The 17,087-nt window shown below is 37.7% G+C and carries 18 protein-coding genes; 14 read left to right on the top strand and 4 right to left on the bottom strand.

All coding sequences use genetic code 11. The annotated features are described in order from the left end of the window. Positions 1-365: 365 nt before the first annotated feature. The 14 genes from EQG49_RS11710 to EQG49_RS13990 all read left to right on the top strand — a co-directional run bounded on the left by EQG49_RS11710 (position 366) and on the right by EQG49_RS13990 (position 14,296). Complete coding sequence (locus tag EQG49_RS11710) at positions 366-770, top strand: hypothetical protein (protein WP_133364149.1); 405 nt, start codon at positions 366-368, stop codon at positions 768-770. Between the two features lie 117 nt (positions 771-887). Continuing rightward, positions 888-1,280 carry a type II toxin-antitoxin system HicB family antitoxin gene (locus tag EQG49_RS11715; protein WP_243115713.1) on the top strand — a complete coding sequence of 131 codons (393 nt, stop codon included), beginning with the start codon at positions 888-890 and terminating at the stop codon, positions 1,278-1,280. Positions 1,281-1,632: 352 nt separating this feature from the next. Further along, positions 1,633-2,709, top strand: coding sequence for a BMP family lipoprotein (locus tag EQG49_RS11720; protein ID WP_243115714.1), 1,077 nt, complete (start codon positions 1,633-1,635; stop codon positions 2,707-2,709). Positions 2,710-3,533: 824 nt separating this feature from the next. After that, positions 3,534-4,244, top strand: a complete 711-nt coding sequence (locus EQG49_RS11725; protein WP_133364150.1) for a sugar transferase — start codon at positions 3,534-3,536, stop codon at positions 4,242-4,244. A 96-nt stretch (positions 4,245-4,340) separates the two neighbouring features. Next, positions 4,341-5,489, top strand: a complete 1,149-nt coding sequence (locus EQG49_RS11730; RefSeq protein WP_165964889.1) for a glycosyltransferase — start codon at positions 4,341-4,343, stop codon at positions 5,487-5,489. A gap of 14 nt (positions 5,490-5,503) precedes the next feature. Next, complete coding sequence (locus EQG49_RS11735) at positions 5,504-6,547, top strand: glycosyltransferase (RefSeq protein ID WP_133364152.1); 1,044 nt, start codon at positions 5,504-5,506, stop codon at positions 6,545-6,547. Then, a complete protein-coding gene (locus tag EQG49_RS11740) occupies positions 6,544-7,425 on the top strand; it encodes a glycosyltransferase family 2 protein (protein ID WP_133364153.1) in 882 nt (293 codons plus the stop codon). Before EQG49_RS11735 ends, EQG49_RS11740 begins: the two co-directional genes overlap by 4 nt. A gap of 11 nt (positions 7,426-7,436) precedes the next feature. Then, positions 7,437-8,588, top strand: a complete 1,152-nt coding sequence (locus tag EQG49_RS11745; protein WP_133364154.1) for an EpsG family protein — start codon at positions 7,437-7,439, stop codon at positions 8,586-8,588. Positions 8,589-8,615: 27 nt separating this feature from the next. Further along, on the top strand, positions 8,616-9,581 hold the full coding sequence (locus EQG49_RS11750; protein ID WP_133364155.1) for a glycosyltransferase family 2 protein: 966 nt from the start codon (positions 8,616-8,618) through the stop codon (positions 9,579-9,581). A gap of 59 nt (positions 9,582-9,640) precedes the next feature. Next, positions 9,641-10,540, top strand: a complete 900-nt coding sequence (locus EQG49_RS11755; protein WP_133364156.1) for a capsular polysaccharide synthesis protein — start codon at positions 9,641-9,643, stop codon at positions 10,538-10,540. Between the two features lie 24 nt (positions 10,541-10,564). Next, the gene (locus EQG49_RS11760) at positions 10,565-12,010 is read left to right on the top strand and encodes an oligosaccharide flippase family protein (protein ID WP_165964890.1); all 1,446 of its coding nucleotides are present in this window, start codon (positions 10,565-10,567) and stop codon (positions 12,008-12,010) included. Between the two features lie 84 nt (positions 12,011-12,094). Next, the gene (locus EQG49_RS11765) at positions 12,095-13,243 is read left to right on the top strand and encodes a CDP-glycerol glycerophosphotransferase family protein (RefSeq protein WP_133364158.1); all 1,149 of its coding nucleotides are present in this window, start codon (positions 12,095-12,097) and stop codon (positions 13,241-13,243) included. Then, complete coding sequence (locus EQG49_RS11770; protein ID WP_133364159.1) at positions 13,240-13,704, top strand: FAD synthase family protein; 465 nt, start codon at positions 13,240-13,242, stop codon at positions 13,702-13,704. The genes EQG49_RS11765 and EQG49_RS11770 overlap by 4 nt, the downstream gene beginning before the upstream one ends. 1 nt (position 13,705) lies before the next feature. Further along, positions 13,706-14,296 carry an acyltransferase gene (locus EQG49_RS13990; RefSeq protein WP_133364160.1) on the top strand — a complete coding sequence of 197 codons (591 nt, stop codon included), beginning with the start codon at positions 13,706-13,708 and terminating at the stop codon, positions 14,294-14,296. 259 nt (positions 14,297-14,555) lie between these two features. Here EQG49_RS13990 and EQG49_RS11780 read toward each other — a convergent pair whose 3' ends face one another. From EQG49_RS11780 to EQG49_RS11795, 4 genes are all read right to left on the bottom strand, one after another. Beyond that, positions 14,556-15,203 (bottom strand): hypothetical protein, encoded by a 648-nt coding sequence (locus tag EQG49_RS11780; protein WP_133364161.1) that lies wholly within the window; start codon positions 15,201-15,203, stop codon positions 14,556-14,558. A gap of 252 nt (positions 15,204-15,455) precedes the next feature. Continuing rightward, positions 15,456-16,196, bottom strand: a complete 741-nt coding sequence (locus EQG49_RS11785; protein ID WP_133364162.1) for a restriction endonuclease — start codon at positions 16,194-16,196, stop codon at positions 15,456-15,458. Positions 16,197-16,267: 71 nt separating this feature from the next. After that, positions 16,268-16,498, bottom strand: a complete 231-nt coding sequence (locus EQG49_RS11790; protein WP_133364163.1) for a hypothetical protein — start codon at positions 16,496-16,498, stop codon at positions 16,268-16,270. Positions 16,499-16,579: 81 nt separating this feature from the next. Beyond that, positions 16,580-17,077, bottom strand: coding sequence for an RNA polymerase sigma factor (locus tag EQG49_RS11795; RefSeq protein ID WP_133364164.1), 498 nt, complete (start codon positions 17,075-17,077; stop codon positions 16,580-16,582). Between the last annotated feature and the right edge of the window lie 10 nt (positions 17,078-17,087).

The raw sequence follows: 17,087 nt of genomic DNA on the forward strand, positions 1-17,087 counted from the left end.
TCACCTCATTTTCATTTATCACACTACATTCAATACATAAATTCTAGCAAAAAAGTATGAATAAAATTATGAGGAAGCTTGCCGTGTCAATCGTAGTATCTTCACATTTAGGATTAGGGTGGACAGCTGTCTTATTAGACGTTAATTGGTATTGTGAATTATTTCTCGATGCAGTATTATCTATTTTAAAGATTAAGGGGCCCGATTTAATCGTTAGCTTATTTTGGGAATTAGGGAGAATATATTATGGATGAACGGAAACGATTTAGGCTGTATAAAGGTAAACACTGGGTGATTGCTGAATTTACAGTTATGGCGAGTGCTGATGACAACCGACAACTTGGTAAGGATTGGTATTAACTCAAATGAAAAAGCTCATTCGCATAATTTTAATAGTGGCGATAACTATTTTAGGTTTATTAGTTATCACAACTCCCTTTGTATTTCACCAATATGGTGCACCGATGGAACGTAACCTGGATAAGCAACTGAAGCGAGCTATCAAAGAAGATGATAATTTCATGTTTTTAGATGGTGATCATGGTAGGCAAACGATTATTGAAGACTATAAACATGGCGAGCATATCGAAAAAATTTCTGATATGCAAGGGGGCAATTCAGAAGGGCTTTATGTGTATTTTGCACAGCTTGGAAAACAAAAGATTGAATTGAATGTGTACACAAAAGATTCAGGCGTTAATTATTTTTTCCCGAAATTTAAATTGGATAGTGTCCGGGTGTTTGATGAAGATGGAAGTTCCGGTCATTGAGTTTGGGCGAGCTAATGTAGAATATGCGATGAAGATTTTGTACGTATAGTTAAGAAAGGAGTTAGTGGTATGCCAGTGCGGGCCTCAGATAAGCCCTGCGCAGGTATATCGGTGAAGATGATGGAAAAAAGATTGATTTATCCCGTTGTAATTGGCGAATTTCATGACGATGGTGACTATTTTGTCGCATCGTCACCTAATATTCCTGGAATGGTTACGCAAGGTGATACATTGGCGGATGCGGCGTATTGGAGTGAAGATGCAATTGCAACGATGATTGATGAAATGCCGGAATATCCGGCGTCCGCTGATCCAAGTGGTTGGCAGCTGGCAGCCAATGAGCGCATTGTCTATGTGTCGGTTGATATGCCCAAATGGTTGCAGGCTAACTCCAAAACCATTAAGAAGACAATTACCGTCCCAAAGTATTTGAGCGACTTAGCTAAAGAACGCGGGATTAATGTGTCGAAGGTCGCTACCGAAGCGTTGGCGAAGATTGTATTGGATTAGTTTTTTCACACTGGCTACGTTATGGCTCAGTCCAAATTGACAAAGCTTGCGGGTGACTGCCATTTTGGTCCCCTGAAAATAAATACAAAAAAGGCCGCAAGAATATTTGCGGTCTGTTTTCGTGCCCCGATTATTTTGCCAGCGCCCCAGCCAGCGGGCTACTCCACCCAGATTTCACGGCATTTACAAGCAATACCCTACCCACTACATGTAGATAATGTGTCACCTCAAAACAACCCAAACACAACATGTTGTGTCGAGAAACTTACTTTTTGATAGTAATTTAATTCTAGGTATGCTATATTAATTTATGTTGAAAATAAGAAATAGCTAATTAGGAGAATTAGAAATTATGAAGAAGTCTATGAAGTACTCACTTATCGGTGTTGGGGTGGCAGTTGTGATTGCGTTGATTGGGGTTAACATGCACAAGCCTAGCAAAGCTGCCGAAGGGCAATCGACAGCGCAGTCTGTTGCCATGGTGACAAATGGGGGTGGCGTGGATGACCGGTCATTTAACCAATCGACTTGGGAAGGGATAACGCGGTTTGGAAAGGCGAATGGCTTGAAGAAGGGGATGGTTAACGGCAAGCCGGGCTACGATTACTTCAATTCAGATGATCAAAGCCAATTCCTAGCCAATTTCTTGTTGGCAGCGAAGTCAAACTACAAGATTGTCTTCGGGGCGGGCTTCCAATTAGCGGATTCAATCAAGCAAGCCGCGGCGCAATACCCAAAGACGAAGTTCGTCATCATTGATTCAGTGGTGAAGGGCAAAAACATCGCGTCCGTTAACTTCCGGTCAAATGAAGCTTCATACTTAGCTGGGGTGGCGGCGGCCAAGACCACGAAAACTAACACGATTGGTTTTGTTGGGGGGATGCACTCAGAATTGATTGACATGTTCCAAGCCGGCTACATGGCGGGTGCCAAGTCAGTGAACCCCAAGATTAGCATCAAAATCGCCTATGCCAACACTTTTACGGACGCATCAAAGGGATCCGCAATTGCTGCGGCAATGACGGCTGACCACGCGGACGTCATCTACTCAGCTGCTGGCCAAGTCGGTTCAGGGGTCGCTGCCGAATTACGCTCACAAAACCAAAAAGTGCCTGCAGCCGACAAAAAGTACTTCATCGGGGTCGATATTGATCAACACGCCGATGGTGACTACACGGATTCAAAGGGCGTGAAGTCAAACTTCACCTTAACATCAGTTCTCACCCAAGTCGGTAACGCCGCAAACACCATTGCGACGGCGGCTAATGACGGCTACTTCCCAGCTGGCAAGGACACTATCCTGGGCTTGAAGGAAAACGGAGTTGACATCGTGAAGACGGAACTTTCACCCGCAATCGTCAAGGCGACTGACAAGGCCAAGGCTGAAATCATTGCTGGTAAGATAACGGTATCTGCGACGTTGAAGTAAAACGTGAATTAACGCCAAACGAAATGCAACGCAGAAAACGAAATAAGCAGAGAAATATTATTTAAGCATTATATTGAGGAGTGATTTTATCCATAAAGGGATAGAGCCACTTCTTTTTTTATTGCGTTATTTTCCAACAAACAATGTGTAACATAATTAGGGGGCGCTTGGGACAAAATACGAAAATAGTTAGTAGCGGCCAATGAACACACTTCAGATTAGACTTGTCTAATAGAAGTTCACTATTTTAATTTATACACGGATAAAACCTTGCATGTTAATTCACAAAACCATAGAATAATAAAGTCGGTTGCAAGCAAACCTTGCAGCGGAAGGGTGCCAAAAGACGAAGAATGTGAATGGATGATCATCAGTAAATGAACAAGGTTTTAATTATGTGTTCATTAGCTGAGTGATTATGCATTATATTGTGAATGTGTTAATTCATTGCGTGCTTTTTCACATGCGCGAGTACACGTGGGGTTCAGGGGATTGTTCAGAAATCGTGCTATTAAGACGCGCGATTATCCGGAAATGTGAACAAAACGTGAACTTTATCCATAATGAGGTCATGATTTCTTCGGCTTTTTGTAACACTTTCGCTATGGTATGTGTGCGGTGGGCTATGTATAATAAATCTTGTTATAGAAAGTCAAGTGAAAGGCTTAAATGAGTTAATTATTTTAACCATTTAAGTTGTTGGCGAGATTGTTGTACCTATATGTACAAAGTGATGGTTGGTTAACTAAATCAACTTGCTGGATGAATTATTAAGAGACATTACTATTGGAATCACTGGGGAATATAAATGGAGGATTCAGAAAATGTATAAAAATTATATTAAACGATATTTAGATATTATTATGGCGCTTATCATCTTGATTTGTGCTTCACCAATCATGTTGATTACAGCATTAGCAATTAAATTCGAATCAAAGGGACCGGCAATTTTCAAACAAGAGCGTGTCGGAATTCACTCGGTTCAGTTTACATTAAAGAAGTTTCGTTCAATGCGAATTGATACGCCGGAAGTTGCTTCAAATGATTTGGATGCACATGATTACCATACTAAAATTGGTACATTTATCCGAAAGGTGTCAATCGACGAATTACCACAGCTTTTCAACGTCCTTACTGGTGAAATGAGCATGATTGGCCCACGTCCATTAATTCGCAGTGAACGAGAAGTTTTATTGATGCGTCATGCAGGTGGTGCTGATCGTGTACGCCCTGGTTTGACGGGATTGGCCCAAGTTAACGGTCGCGACACACTAGACGATGAAGCAAAGGCAAATTTTGATAGTATATACGCATCAGATGTGACTTTCATGAAGGATGCTAAAATCGTCGTTCGGACAATGTTCTACGTACTTGGTTCAAAGGGAATCGTGGAAGACAAGATTTCTAAGGTAACCAATGCGGAACGGCGGAAGGAACACAAGCTTGAAAGGGCTGAAGTTAAAGCCGAAAAAGTGGAACGAAAAGCTGATGTAGTGGCTATTAAAAGCGTTAAGCCGGTGTTTGAGAGCAAATAACATAGATAATTAAATTGAGGCAATGGCGAATGATGTAGTCATTGCCTTGTATTACATAAAGAGTATTTAATGATACATAGGAGTGTGGGGAAAAAGATGGGTGAAACGAAGAAAGTATTAATTGTCAGTTCAACTGCTTCAATGATTAAACAGTTTAATATGCGGAACATTGAAATTCTGCAGGAATTAGGGAATGAAGTCCATGTGGCGGCTAATTTTGTGGAACCCGGAACAATTACAAAACGAATGGCAGAACACTTGCAGGAGCAGTTGCAAGAGATGGGTGTGACTTGGTATCAAGTTGATTTTGGTCGTGGAGCAGGTTCGCTCAAAAGTAACATGAAGGCATATAAGCAAATTCACAAAATTATTAAACAAGGATATAGTTTTGTACATACGCAAGCATCACTGGCGAGTATGTTGACACGCCTAGCTACACATGTAACAAAAACACCACTGATTTATATGGCGCATGGATTCCAGTTTTATAAAGGGTCATCGACAGTTAGTTGGTTAGTTTATTACAATATCGAGAAATTCCTTTCACGATGGACTGATTTATTAATTACAATCAATCATGAAGATACGAAACTTGCTAAGAAAAAATTTCATGCAGGTGAGGTGATTGAAGTGCCAGGTGTAGGAATTAACTACAATAAATTTGCGACACCAGTTGGTGAAGATGTTATCATTAAAACGCGCAGTGAGTTAGGTGTACCACAAGATGCAAAATTACTGATTTCAGTGGGTGAACTGAGTGCACGTAAGAACCATCGAATCGTGATTGAAGCACTGGCTAAATTGAACAATCCCAATTTATATTACGTAATTGCGGGAATTGGTCCGTTGAAAGATGAACTTAATGAGTTGATCGCACAAAATCACTTAGGAGATAACGTTAAGTTGCTTGGGTATCGCAGTGACTTACCTGAATTGTATCAAGCATCGAATGCTGCTATTTTCCCTTCTAAATTTGAAGGCTTAATGGTTGCAGGCATGGAAGCCATGGCTGCAGGAGTGCCATTACTATATGCGGACGTTCGTGGGATTAGGGACTATTCAGAAGATGGACGTACTGGTTTTTCCTTTAACTATGATGACGTGGGTTCAGTGGCGAAAGCAATGAAGCAGTTGGCTAATGTTGAAAATCGTGATGCATTAGGAATTAGTGCGCAGCAACATGCTCGGCAGTTTGAAATGGCTGAGATTGATGGGCAGATGAAAGCTATATATAACCAAATATAATTGGAGAAATTAAAATGAAAAAAGTATTTCATTTTTTAAATACTGGTAATTATTCAGGTGCAGAAAATGTTGTAACTAATATCGCTTTACTGGTGGATGGGTATGATCACTACTATGTTTCCCCTGATGGCGATATTAATGCAATTCTTAATGAATTAGGAATTAATCATATATCTATCGAAAGCCTTTCGATAGATTCGATGAAACAAATAATCGTAAAACACAAACCTGACATTGTTCATGCACATGACTTCAGAGCAAGCATATTTGCGGCGAAAAATGCGAAGCTGATAAAAGAAAATAATGGGAAAATTATTTCTCATTTACATAATAATGATCCGAGAATGGCAAAGGTAGGCTCATTACCATTAATATATAGATTGGCTATGCCAAAGTTTGATAATATTCTGGTTGTCTCAAAAGCAGTTATTAATGAATATGTATTTGAACATTCATTGGGAAAAAAAGCGATTATTTTGAATAACATTGTAAATCAAAAAATGATTGAAAAAAAATCCGTTGAGCTTGTTGCACCTAGTTCAGACTTGATTATGGTAGCTAGACTAGTTGAACAAAAAAATCCAATTAGATTTGTTAAGTTGGTAGGTGAGTTAGCAAATGTTGTTCCGAATATTAAAGTCATTATGGTTGGTGATGGTGATATGCGGGAGAAAATTGTGAACACTATTGAAAAATTGGGATTAACAGATAATATATCAATGGTGGGGTATGTTTCAAATCCGTACCCGTATGTAAAGGCAGCAAAAATTAGTATTCTTACGTCCAGCTGGGAAGGATTTGGTTTGAGCGCATTAGAGGCTTTAATACTTGGAAAACCTGTTGTTGCAACGCGAGTGGGTGGACTTGCAGGTTTTATTAATGAAGTTAATGGGTTACTTTCCGATGATGATGAAGAAATTGTGGAAGAAATCATAAAATTATTTTCTGATAATGACTATTATAAAGCAAAATCTAATGCTGCCTTAGCTAGTAGTACCCGAATTAATAACATCGAAGGTTTTATATCCACGATTAAAAAAGTGTACGAGGGAATATGATGAAGATTACAATATTGACCACTACGTATAATCGGGCGAAGTTACTTGATAAATTATATGGTAGTCTGCAAAAACAGACTAATAAAAATTTTGAGTGGCTGATTATCGATGATGGTAGTTCTGATAATACGGGAGAAATTGTGCGATCCTTTCAAAAAAAAGGTGATTCATTTGAAATAATTTATTACGTAAAGAAAAATGGTGGGAAACATACAGCTCTGAATTTTTCACATGGACATATCACTGGGGATGTGGTGATTATCATGGATAGCGATGATATTCTTTTACCCAATGCGATTGAACGAATTTCTGATGAATGGGAAAGGCTTGAAAGCGTAAATTCCTACGGAACAATTACGTTTGAGCAACAAGATGAAAATAATAATTACTTAGGAAGATTTCCCCAAAAAAAGTTTGATGGCTCAGAATTAGATTACAGATTTCGAAATGGGGTTACTGGAGATTTTGTCGAGACCATTCGAGCTGATATTTTTAAAAAATTTATTTTTCCAGAATATGTGGGTGAAAAATTTTTCCCAGAAGGTTGGCTTTGGACACAAGTATTTTTGAGTTATCGGACGGTGGACTTTGATGAGGTACTTGCGGTAGGTGGTTATCAAGAAGATGGATTAACTAATGACGGTCGAAAGATGCGAATAAAATCGCCACATGCAATGATGGATTATTATGATGTAATGATGAATTTAAAGTTGCCATTTAAATTACGCATTAAAAGTGGGATTGCATTCAATACTTACGCTCATTTTTTGAAACGAAATGAAATTGTTAAGACAAAACATCGCATTATGCGAGCAATAACTTATGTCCCAGGTGTGCTTATAGCGTGGCATTGGACAAAATATAAGTCGGAACGATAGGAGTTAATAACATGATAGTATACGCACCCCTGTTTATCGTGGCTGCACTTGCAATGCTTTTTTCTGGAATGATTGGAAATAGAAAAATTACTGAGATGCTCGGTTTTGTCATAATTCTGGGATTAGTAATTGTATCGGGTACTCGGTATCATCTGGGTGGATATGATTATCAGAATTATGTTTATATGTTTAAACAGGCCCCCAGCTTAGCTCAGTTTAACTTAATTGATTATATTAAGTTAAATGGATTAATTGGAAATGATATTGGATGGACTTTGTTAAACTCGCTAATAAAGAGTCTAGGAATGGGATTTTATGGGCTCACGATGTTCGTTGCACTATTTTTTTGGCTTTCAATGTTTTTTGGCTTAAAAAAATTTTTTGCTAATATTAATGTATTAATTGTTATAGTTTTTTATAAATACTTTTTAGATATGTCATTTGTTTATATGAGGCAATCAATTGCAGTTGCACTATTTATCATTGCTCTCCCCGCGTTAAGGGATAGAAAAATAATACGCTATATGATTCTGGTAATATTGGCTGCAAGCGTGCATTTTTCAGCGATAATTTTAATTCCGTTATATTGGATTGGGAACATTAAACTTTCTAAGAAAAAAGTAATTAGCTACTCTATTATTTTTACATTTAGCTTCGTTGCCTCATTGATGCATATTGATGTTATGAGCATTTTTTCTTCATTTGCAAACCTTATTGGTGGTACCGGTGGTACAAAAATATCTGAAGCTGCTGCGGGTAATTTATATGGTGGTAATGCGACAAATATTCTACATTTACTAGAGTTCTGGGTACTAAATTTATTTTTGTTACTGAAATATGAAACTATTGATTTAGGCGATAAATCGAACGCGTTGATTATACGGCTGTTTCTAATTTTGCTACCCATATATTCATTATTTGCCGGATCGCCAATTATGGTCAGAGATGGATTTTATTTTCTTTTCACATACGCAATATTATTGGATTTACTTACAAAGAATGTAACTATCAAAAATAGGTTGGTTACGTATATGGTAATCGCTACAATTTCATTTTATGGTATGTATAGATTTGCTACGAATTTTGATAATGGTGCCAGTTATCACTACGATAGCTTTTTAATGCATAAAGAAAATCTAAAAACAAACGTTAATGTTGAATAAGTGCGGATAGTTGAAGGGGAGAAGAAAATGTCCATATTAGTTTCTATTGTTGTGCCTGTATACAATGTTGAAGTTGTATTAAGTAGATGTATGGAATCGATTTTGAATCAAACATATTCTAATTTACAAATCATATTAGTCAATGATGGATCAACCGATAATTCGGGGAACGTTTGTGATGAATACGCAAAAAAAGATTCACGAGTAACGGTAATACACCAAAAAAATCAAGGATTATCGGCTGCTAGAAATAACGCGCTTCCAAGTGTTAAGGGAAAGTATTTAATGTTTGTTGATTCAGATGACTTTATTGACACTAATTTAATTAGTGAATTGGTAGAAGCCATGAATCACTCGGAAGCAGAGATGGGAATATTCGACTATAAAACTGTTGACGGTAACGATATGAGCATTATAAGTTCCACAAATTTTGAAGTGAGTAGAAATAATTACGGGGATGTGGCGTGGAATAAATTTTACTTAACAGAATTTTATTTAGAAAATAAGTTTTTATATCCAGTGGGAAAGTTATTTGAGGATACTGCTATTACACATGTTATTTATGCAGTCGCCAAGAAAAAGATAAAAATATCTGGCTCTTATTACTATTATGTGCGTAATCGAAGTGGAGCTATAACTTCTTCGGTATTGACAAAAGATCTTGCTTTAAAGAAATTTGAAGCACTAGATATTTTAGCAGATAACATTAATAAGTATAAAAAGCAGATAAGTTCAGAAAATTTTGAAATACTTTCAGTTATTCAAGAAAAATCATGGTTCTTTGCGATTATTGATTTTTTTCGTGCTAGTGATTTTAGTTTTTCAAGAGATGAATTTAGCCTATGTAAAACAAAAATTATGAACTTGCATTTGGAAAACAAACGTTCAAAAATCCCCCTAAAAGAATCAATTGCGTTGAATTTGATGATTGGCGCAGTAGTAATAAAATCGAATGGTTTAATGAAATTTATTAATAAGCTTGTTGAAATGTAAGAAGTTGAATCTTATACTTTTTTTAAATAGAATATGAATATTATGGATCAGGGTGGGTAATGAATAAAATAAAAAAATTTAATAATATAGTACGTAGTGGTTTGCTACCATTGTATTTACGAAAAAGAATGTCTATTAGCCAGGATGTTAGCCTAAATAAGGCGTATTACTGGCTAAATAAGCACTATGGAAAACAGGTAAAAAAGTATATTTGTGCGGCTAAGGGCAAGGACTCAGAAGGGCAAAAAAAAGATGGCCGAAATATTGTATGGCTTTATTGGGCACAGGGATTTGAGCAAGCCCCGGAGTTTGTTAAGTCGACGATTCAGTCGACAATTGATCATCTACAAGGGTATGATGTGCGAATAGTTTCTGAAGAAAATTTATTTTCCTACGTTGAATTTCCTGATTACATTTTAAAAAAGTGGAAGGAAGGAATAATTTCACAAACACATTTTTCTGATTTAGTCCGACTACAATTGCTAATTGAACATGGTGGGCTTTGGTTAGATTCCACTGTACTAACTACTGTAACTGCAATTCCTGATTATATGTCTGAGGCTAATCTTTTCTTTTATTCTAATTTGACTCGTCTATCGATAACGGGTTCAAATTGGTTAATATTTTCTAAATTCTCAAAAAATATAACGCTTACAGTAACTAGGGATATTTTGTTTGAATATTGGCAAAATAGAAATGCATTATCTGATTATTTTTTAATGCATCATGTTTTGACTCTTGTAGTTAATGAATATCCTGAAGATATCAAAATGATGCCAATTGTTAGCAATCAACAACCTCATGTGTTGGTCTCAGAATTATTTAAGGAATTCAATCAAAACGTGTATTTTGAATATTGTGAATTGAGTGCTTTTCATAAATTGAATTATAAAATGATGATACCTACTGATGTTAAGGGAACGTATTATGAGCACTTAATCGTGGATAGAAAGTTTTAGAGAGATAATACTATTATGCCGTCATTGAAAAAAAATTTCACATATAATTTGGTGTATCAAATATTAATTGTGTTAGTGCCAGTTTTAACCACACCGTATGTATCTCGTGTATTGGGAGCAGAATCATTAGGTGTGTATGGATTTACAGCATCAGTTGCTGGATATTTTTTAGTTTTTGCTAACCTTGGATTTGCAAATTATGGTAATCGAAGCATCGCTAAAGTTCGGAATGACAAATATCAGTTAAGAGAAACGTTTTGGAGTATATATATGCTTCAAATATTAGTTGGATTAGTAATTGTATGTATATATTTGGTTGTGACGTTAGGAATCATGCGTCAAAATAATATTATTTTTTTAGTGCAAGGGATAATAATTTTAAGCGCTTTGTTTGATACAACTTGGTTGTTTATGGGTTTAGAAAAATTTGGTATTGTTATTTTTAGAAACACGTTAATAAAAATACTAACGTTGGCTGCAATTTTTATGTTTGTCAAGGGACCAGATGATTTACTTAAATATGCATTGATTGTTCCGGCGGGACAACTGATAGGATTTATTATTGTTCTTCCAATGGCCGTGAAAGAAGTAGGAAAACTTAAGTTTAACCTAAAAAAAAGCTTTCAGCACTTTAAGCCCGTATTGGTATTATTCGTACCAATGATTGCAATTAGTCTCTTTACATCGATGGATACCATTTTAGTTGGAATTTTTTCGTCGGCCAAACAAGTGGCTTTTTACCAATTAACATCGACAATTCTTTCGATGCCCAAAAGTGTAATTGGCGCCTTAGGGGCGGTTATGTTACCTAGACTGGCGCATACTTTTGCAAATGGAAACGACAATTCAAGCACAAATATTAGTGTGTATATGGATAATTCTATAATATTTATATCGTTTTATTCTTTTGCCGCTATGTTCGGGTTAATTGGAGTAGCTCCTATTCTTGCAAATGTATTTTTAGGAAATGGCTACGGTGAAGTGGGATATTTACTAACAATAATTGCAACGGTAATTCCTATTTATGCGTGGGGAAACCTGATTCGCACGCAGCTGTTGATTCCTAAGTCAAATGATAAGCCATATGTCATCTCAATTGTATTAGGTGCAATTACAAATGTTACATTAAATTTAATTTTGATTCGTTTCCTTGGTGCCTTGGGTGGTGTAATTGCAACGGTTCTCACAGAGTATGTATTAGCAACGTACGTAATGGTCTATTGTGCAAAAGACATACATTACTCGAGGTATGGAATGATGAGTGGCGTTTTTATTAGCATTGGAATCATAATGGCAATTGTTACGCGGTTAATAGGAATTAAAATGGGGTACGGGGTCGTTACGTTAATGGTTCAGGTGATTGTAGGAATGTTTATTTATTTAAGCTTTACACTGGTTTACCTTAAAAAATCCAAAAACAAATTATTTTCAGAATTGTCCTTGAAAGTTCTTGGGTATAAAATCATTTAGTAGTTCAAGTAAGTTAAAAAGCCTAAAGATTTGGAAGTCTTTGGCGTACATATATTAAAAAAATAAAATGATGGAGAGATTAAAATGATAAAAAAGAGCTTTAATCAGGTAGGTAAGTTACTGAGCATCATACCTAATATTTTGCCCATTAGAAAAAATAAAATTGTTTTTGATAATTTTTCTGGACGTGGTTTTGGTGATTCACCAAAGTATATTGCACAAAAGCTATTGTTAGAAAGAAATTTAGATTTAGTTTGGTTGATGAATGATATAAATTCTAAGCCTAATATTAAAGGTATTAGATTTATCAAACGAAAATCAATTAGGGCTGTATACGAGTTGGCTACCGCTAATGTTTGGGTAGACAACGTACGCAAATCATTAGTTACAAGAAAAAAGCGAAAGCAATTATATATTCAAACATGGCATGCATTTATGGGATTGAAGTATTTAGAAGCAGATTCCGAAAATACATTATCTCTTGGATATGTGAAATCTGCACAAAAAGATGCAATGAGGACAGATATAATGTTATCTGGTGTGCATTTTAGAACGGAATTGTATAAACGTGCATTTTGGTTCAACGGGGAAGTGTTAGAAACAGGAACACCACGTTTAGATTTGTTTTTTGAAAATCATTCGGAAATTAACGATAATGTAAATACATTTTTTAAGATAAATGAAAAGGCAAAAGTTGTTCTTTATGCTCCAACATTCCGTAAAAATTGGACTGTGGAAATGTATAGTCTTGATTTTGAACGTGTTCTGCAGAATGTACAACAAAGATTTAACGGCAGTTGGGAGCTACTCATTCGATTACATCCAAACGTTAATTTTAGTGATGTTGGTTTCAATAACGAAAAAATTCATCAAGCAAGTGGATATGCCGATTCACAAGAGCTGGTGTATCGAGCGGATATAATAATTTCCGACTATTCATCGATTATGTTTGATGGGATGATTGCTAAGAAAAAAGTTATTTTATATGTTCCAGATTTAGATGAATATCAGAATGGTGATCGTAAGTTATATTTCAAAATTGATGAGTTACCATTTGTAGTGGCAAAATCAGAAAATGAACTAAATGATGTTATTCTGGGGTTTGATGATTCCGAATACGAGTCAAAGATAGCTAAATTCACAGATGAAATTGGCGTTGTAGAAGATGGACATGCTTCTGAGCGAGTGGCAAAAATAATTTTAGAACATATCGAGGGGAAAGATAAAAAATGAAAAAATCAAAAATTGGGTTTACCGCTGGTACATTTGATATGTTCCATATTGGGCATTTGAACCTATTAAAGGCAGCTAAAGAAAGAACCGAATATTTAATTGTTGGCGTTAATGCGGCAGACTTGGTATTTTCATATAAGAAAAAATATCCTCTGATTGCTGAAGAACAACGTTTAGCAATTGTCGAAGCCATTAAGTATGTTGATGAAGTTCATGTAATGGATTCACTAGATAAGATGGATGCATGGGAAAAGTACAAATTTGACACTGTATTTATCGGAAGCGATTACAAGGGGAGTGAACGATATAAGCAGGAAGAAATACGACTTGCCAAGGTTGGTGCGATGGTTGATTATTTGCCATATACAGAGTCAATCTCGTCAACTGATTTAGCAAAACGAGTGCTCGATGATGAAGCTAATAAAGTTTATTTTAAAGAACATTTGGATGGGATGAAATAATATGAATATTGTACGCAAAATCAGAACATTTTTCAGACTATATTCTGATTTTTTTCAAAATAAAATTGTACGTAACAAAAATTTTGTTGAAATACAAAAAAACGCGCGATTTTACGGAAAACCAATTATTCAAAATCGTACACAATCTGGAAAAATAGAAATTGGTAATAATGTGGTACTGAATTCACGTAATTTAAATTATCACGTAAATATGTATGCGCCAATGAAATTAATGATTAGTGGTAAAAGCGGAAGTATTAAAATAGGCGATAACACAAGAATTCACGGTACATTAATTCACGCATATAACTCAGTTATAATTGGACGAAATGTTTTAATTGCTGCTAACACACAAATTTTTGACGCCAACAGACATGAGTTGCACTTTGATCATCCAGAGTTACGCTTAATTACTTCTGAGAATACGAAACCAGTAGTGATTGAAGATAATGTGTGGATAGGACTTAACTCAATTATTTTACCTGGTGTGACGATTCATGAAGGCGCTGTGGTTGCCGCGGGAAGTGTCGTTACAAAGGATGTTGAGAAACGGACTCTCGTTGGAGGGAATCCGGCAAAACGACTTAAATAAGGGTATTTCTGGTGTCAATAATTAATTTATTGAAATGGTACCGAGCCGTTAAAAAGCACTTAGTGAAAGGAAATTGACACAAAGTTAGTGTTAATTTCCTTTTACTAAATCAGATAGTTAACTGGTTAATTGTTATTTGTAAGCGATTCATACATTTTTAAGCACCACAAAAACATGACAGCCTGCTCCCGCCAAATAACCGACAAGTTCAAACCGCCATATTCATATGCATAACTAATCCATCCTCAACACCACCTCATCACCGATTCCGACTCAACATCACCATCCGACACCGTTGCAAATGCACCTGATGTTCTGTCTCATTCTCAGGAAAAGCCAACTTCACCAACGGCATGTAATTGGCATCGACGGCGTTGTAGTCGGACTTGGTGCGCGAAATGTTGCTACGGGCGACGAGGAGGGCACTGGTTTGCCCAAAAGTGTTGATAATCTGAGGTGAAGAAAACTGCTTTGACCAGATGAATACGTCGTAGCGGTATGCTTGACCGTCAGCGAAGGTGATGAACGACGCGGTCTTGACGTCTTCAACTCCAGGATCAAGTGCTTTGAGTTTTTGGACTTGAACTGCGAGCAACTCAATAATCGTATCGGCAATTTGCGAATTGCCCTTGATCAGGGGCTTGATGAGCATGTTAAGCAAACTAATTTCATTGGTGACTTGATTGTTCATCATGAAATTATCGAAGCGTTCAATAACCATCGAATCAGGGCGCACAACAATCTCGGTGTCGCGTTGGTGTTCTTCTTTTACCTGGTATTCGAAGACATCTAACTTGGCATTCGCAAGGTCCGCGTTCGTGCTATGTAAGTCGTCAAGAATGAAGGCGTGGACATTATGAATTTCAGCGTCATACTTTTCTTGAATCAAAGTTTGGATGTTTTGCATAGAAATACCTCGTGCTTTCGTAGGGAATGATATTTACAACATCGGAATCAAAACCGCATTCCAATGCGTAAATAGTAGCTGGTTATATGCATTCTAGCAAGCCCACTACGGCGGGGTCAACGAAAACAGGGATAGTTCACAGAATCTTCTAACTTGGGGGTGAATACACCTTATTCAGCCCCAAACATCAGTTAATGTGCCCCATATTAAAACCCCTGATACCAAGCGTTGGGCTGAGTATCAAGGGTTATTTCAGTTATCTACACTACTAATCACCTGTACCCCACAAGCCCGCACCAACCCCACCAACTCATCACCATCTACCAAAGTAATCGGCTTAACCCCAGCTCGTGACGCTGCGACAGCTTCCTTCGTAAAACGCGAGGTGGTAATGAAAATCCCAAAGTCCGCATGAAACTTGTCCATCGCACCACGGAATGAGTCGATTTCGCGGCTACCGATGTTGCTTTGCCAACGCTTAGCTTGGATGGCGATGCGCTCGGTGCGCAAGTAGATTGTGCGTAGATAGCCGAAGCCATCAATACCACCATCAGCGGACTGCTTCACACCTAAAGTTAAGTCGAGTTCGAGACCTAGCGCGTGCATCAGTTCGCGGGTAAACACTTCGAACTGATGGGGTGGCATTTGTAGTAAATGCTCCTTTAATTGGTGGTCGGGTGGCGTTTTGATACGGGCGACTTTCGTATTTAAAAATCCGGCCAAATGGTTAAAAACTTGCTCACTGGTTAAACAACCAGTTTGACGTTGGCGCAAATACTTGACCATCGCGGGGAGTAAATCACTCACGACAGCGTCAGCTGGCCCGGTACTACTAATCTGCCCAGTCACGCGTGCATAACTAATCAACGCCTTGCAGTAAGCATTGAAACCAGGGTGATCGCCATAATGGGGACGCTCGAGCAGCGCCAAGAGAATATCTTCATCAATAACGCTAATGGTATGTTCAGGAATACAACACTGTGGATTTTTCACGGAATACTTGACCTCCTTTTTTACGTAGTCAATGAGTGATCGGACGTGGCGCGATGCACTAGCGCACCAATTCAGTTAACGGCAGGTCGTAAAATCGGATTGCCCTTAACCATTGGTGCTTGCGTAGTTTGCTTAAACGGCGGGTGAGTATCGACACGCTCACTAATACATAATAAATACGCCCGGGCATCATCCAAATGCACGAGATGCCCCAACGGGGTGCGAATAATATCTGGCGTATTGGGCAAAATTAACTGCCCATCCCAAGTGTTACCGTAAATTGGTTGGATTCGCGAATTCATAATTAAGCTCCTTATTATTTGAATGGTGTTCAGGCACGCAGTAGGGCTCAGGTGCACCTGGCAGGTTCAGAGACACTAAATTCAAGCACCCAACGTGTCATCCCAAATCTCACGCGCCACCGCCTGAATCGCCTGGCGTTCACGACTAATCTGCGTGATACTAATCCCAAGCTTGGCACTAATTTGCCGGAAGGTGTCGCCTTGATATAAGCTACACAAAATCTGGTATTGGCGCGGTGTTAGCTGTGCTTGCAGCAAACTAACATTGTGAATCGGGTCAAGCTCAAAATCAGGGCGAACCAATGCCACTTGGTGTTCAGTAATGATTTCAGTCCGGCGACGTTGCACTCGGTAATGGTCGAGGACAAAATTACGATACGCGCGTTTGAACAAGCCACGAAAGGCGCAGATGTCGTGTGTGTGCCAGTCTTGTTTTGCTGCCAGTAAATAGCCGAGTAGGAGACCCTCGTTCTTGAGGTCGTCGTATTCGGCTTTATTCGGCCAACAATTGAAGCTTTGGTTACCAATATAACGAGAAAGGTTAGGAATTATTCTTTTTTTGCTGTAACCCTTTAGCATTGGTCTACAT

Origin of the sequence: Periweissella cryptocerci, from assembly GCF_004358325.1 — a bacterium.
GTDB classification, from domain to species: Bacteria; Bacillota; Bacilli; order Lactobacillales; family Lactobacillaceae; genus Periweissella; species Periweissella cryptocerci.

Coding starts and splice junctions, on each gene's coding strand:
- EQG49_RS11710 (WP_133364149.1), top strand. CDS start 366: ATGAAAAAGCTCATTCGCATAATTTTAATAGTGGCGATAACTATTTTA.
- EQG49_RS11715 (WP_243115713.1), top strand. CDS start 888: ATGATGGAAAAAAGATTGATTTATCCCGTTGTAATTGGCGAATTTCAT.
- EQG49_RS11720 (WP_243115714.1), top strand. CDS start 1,633: ATGAAGAAGTCTATGAAGTACTCACTTATCGGTGTTGGGGTGGCAGTT.
- EQG49_RS11725 (WP_133364150.1), top strand. CDS start 3,534: ATGTATAAAAATTATATTAAACGATATTTAGATATTATTATGGCGCTT.
- EQG49_RS11730 (WP_165964889.1), top strand. CDS start 4,341: ATGGGTGAAACGAAGAAAGTATTAATTGTCAGTTCAACTGCTTCAATG.
- EQG49_RS11735 (WP_133364152.1), top strand. CDS start 5,504: ATGAAAAAAGTATTTCATTTTTTAAATACTGGTAATTATTCAGGTGCA.
- EQG49_RS11740 (WP_133364153.1), top strand. CDS start 6,544: ATGATGAAGATTACAATATTGACCACTACGTATAATCGGGCGAAGTTA.
- EQG49_RS11745 (WP_133364154.1), top strand. CDS start 7,437: ATGATAGTATACGCACCCCTGTTTATCGTGGCTGCACTTGCAATGCTT.
- EQG49_RS11750 (WP_133364155.1), top strand. CDS start 8,616: ATGTCCATATTAGTTTCTATTGTTGTGCCTGTATACAATGTTGAAGTT.
- EQG49_RS11755 (WP_133364156.1), top strand. CDS start 9,641: ATGAATAAAATAAAAAAATTTAATAATATAGTACGTAGTGGTTTGCTA.
- EQG49_RS11765 (WP_133364158.1), top strand. CDS start 12,095: ATGATAAAAAAGAGCTTTAATCAGGTAGGTAAGTTACTGAGCATCATA.
- EQG49_RS11770 (WP_133364159.1), top strand. CDS start 13,240: ATGAAAAAATCAAAAATTGGGTTTACCGCTGGTACATTTGATATGTTC.
- EQG49_RS13990 (WP_133364160.1), top strand. CDS start 13,706: ATGAATATTGTACGCAAAATCAGAACATTTTTCAGACTATATTCTGAT.
- EQG49_RS11780 (WP_133364161.1), bottom strand. CDS start 15,203: ATGCAAAACATCCAAACTTTGATTCAAGAAAAGTATGACGCTGAAATT.
- EQG49_RS11790 (WP_133364163.1), bottom strand. CDS start 16,498: ATGAATTCGCGAATCCAACCAATTTACGGTAACACTTGGGATGGGCAG.
- EQG49_RS11795 (WP_133364164.1), bottom strand. CDS start 17,077: ATGCTAAAGGGTTACAGCAAAAAAAGAATAATTCCTAACCTTTCTCGT.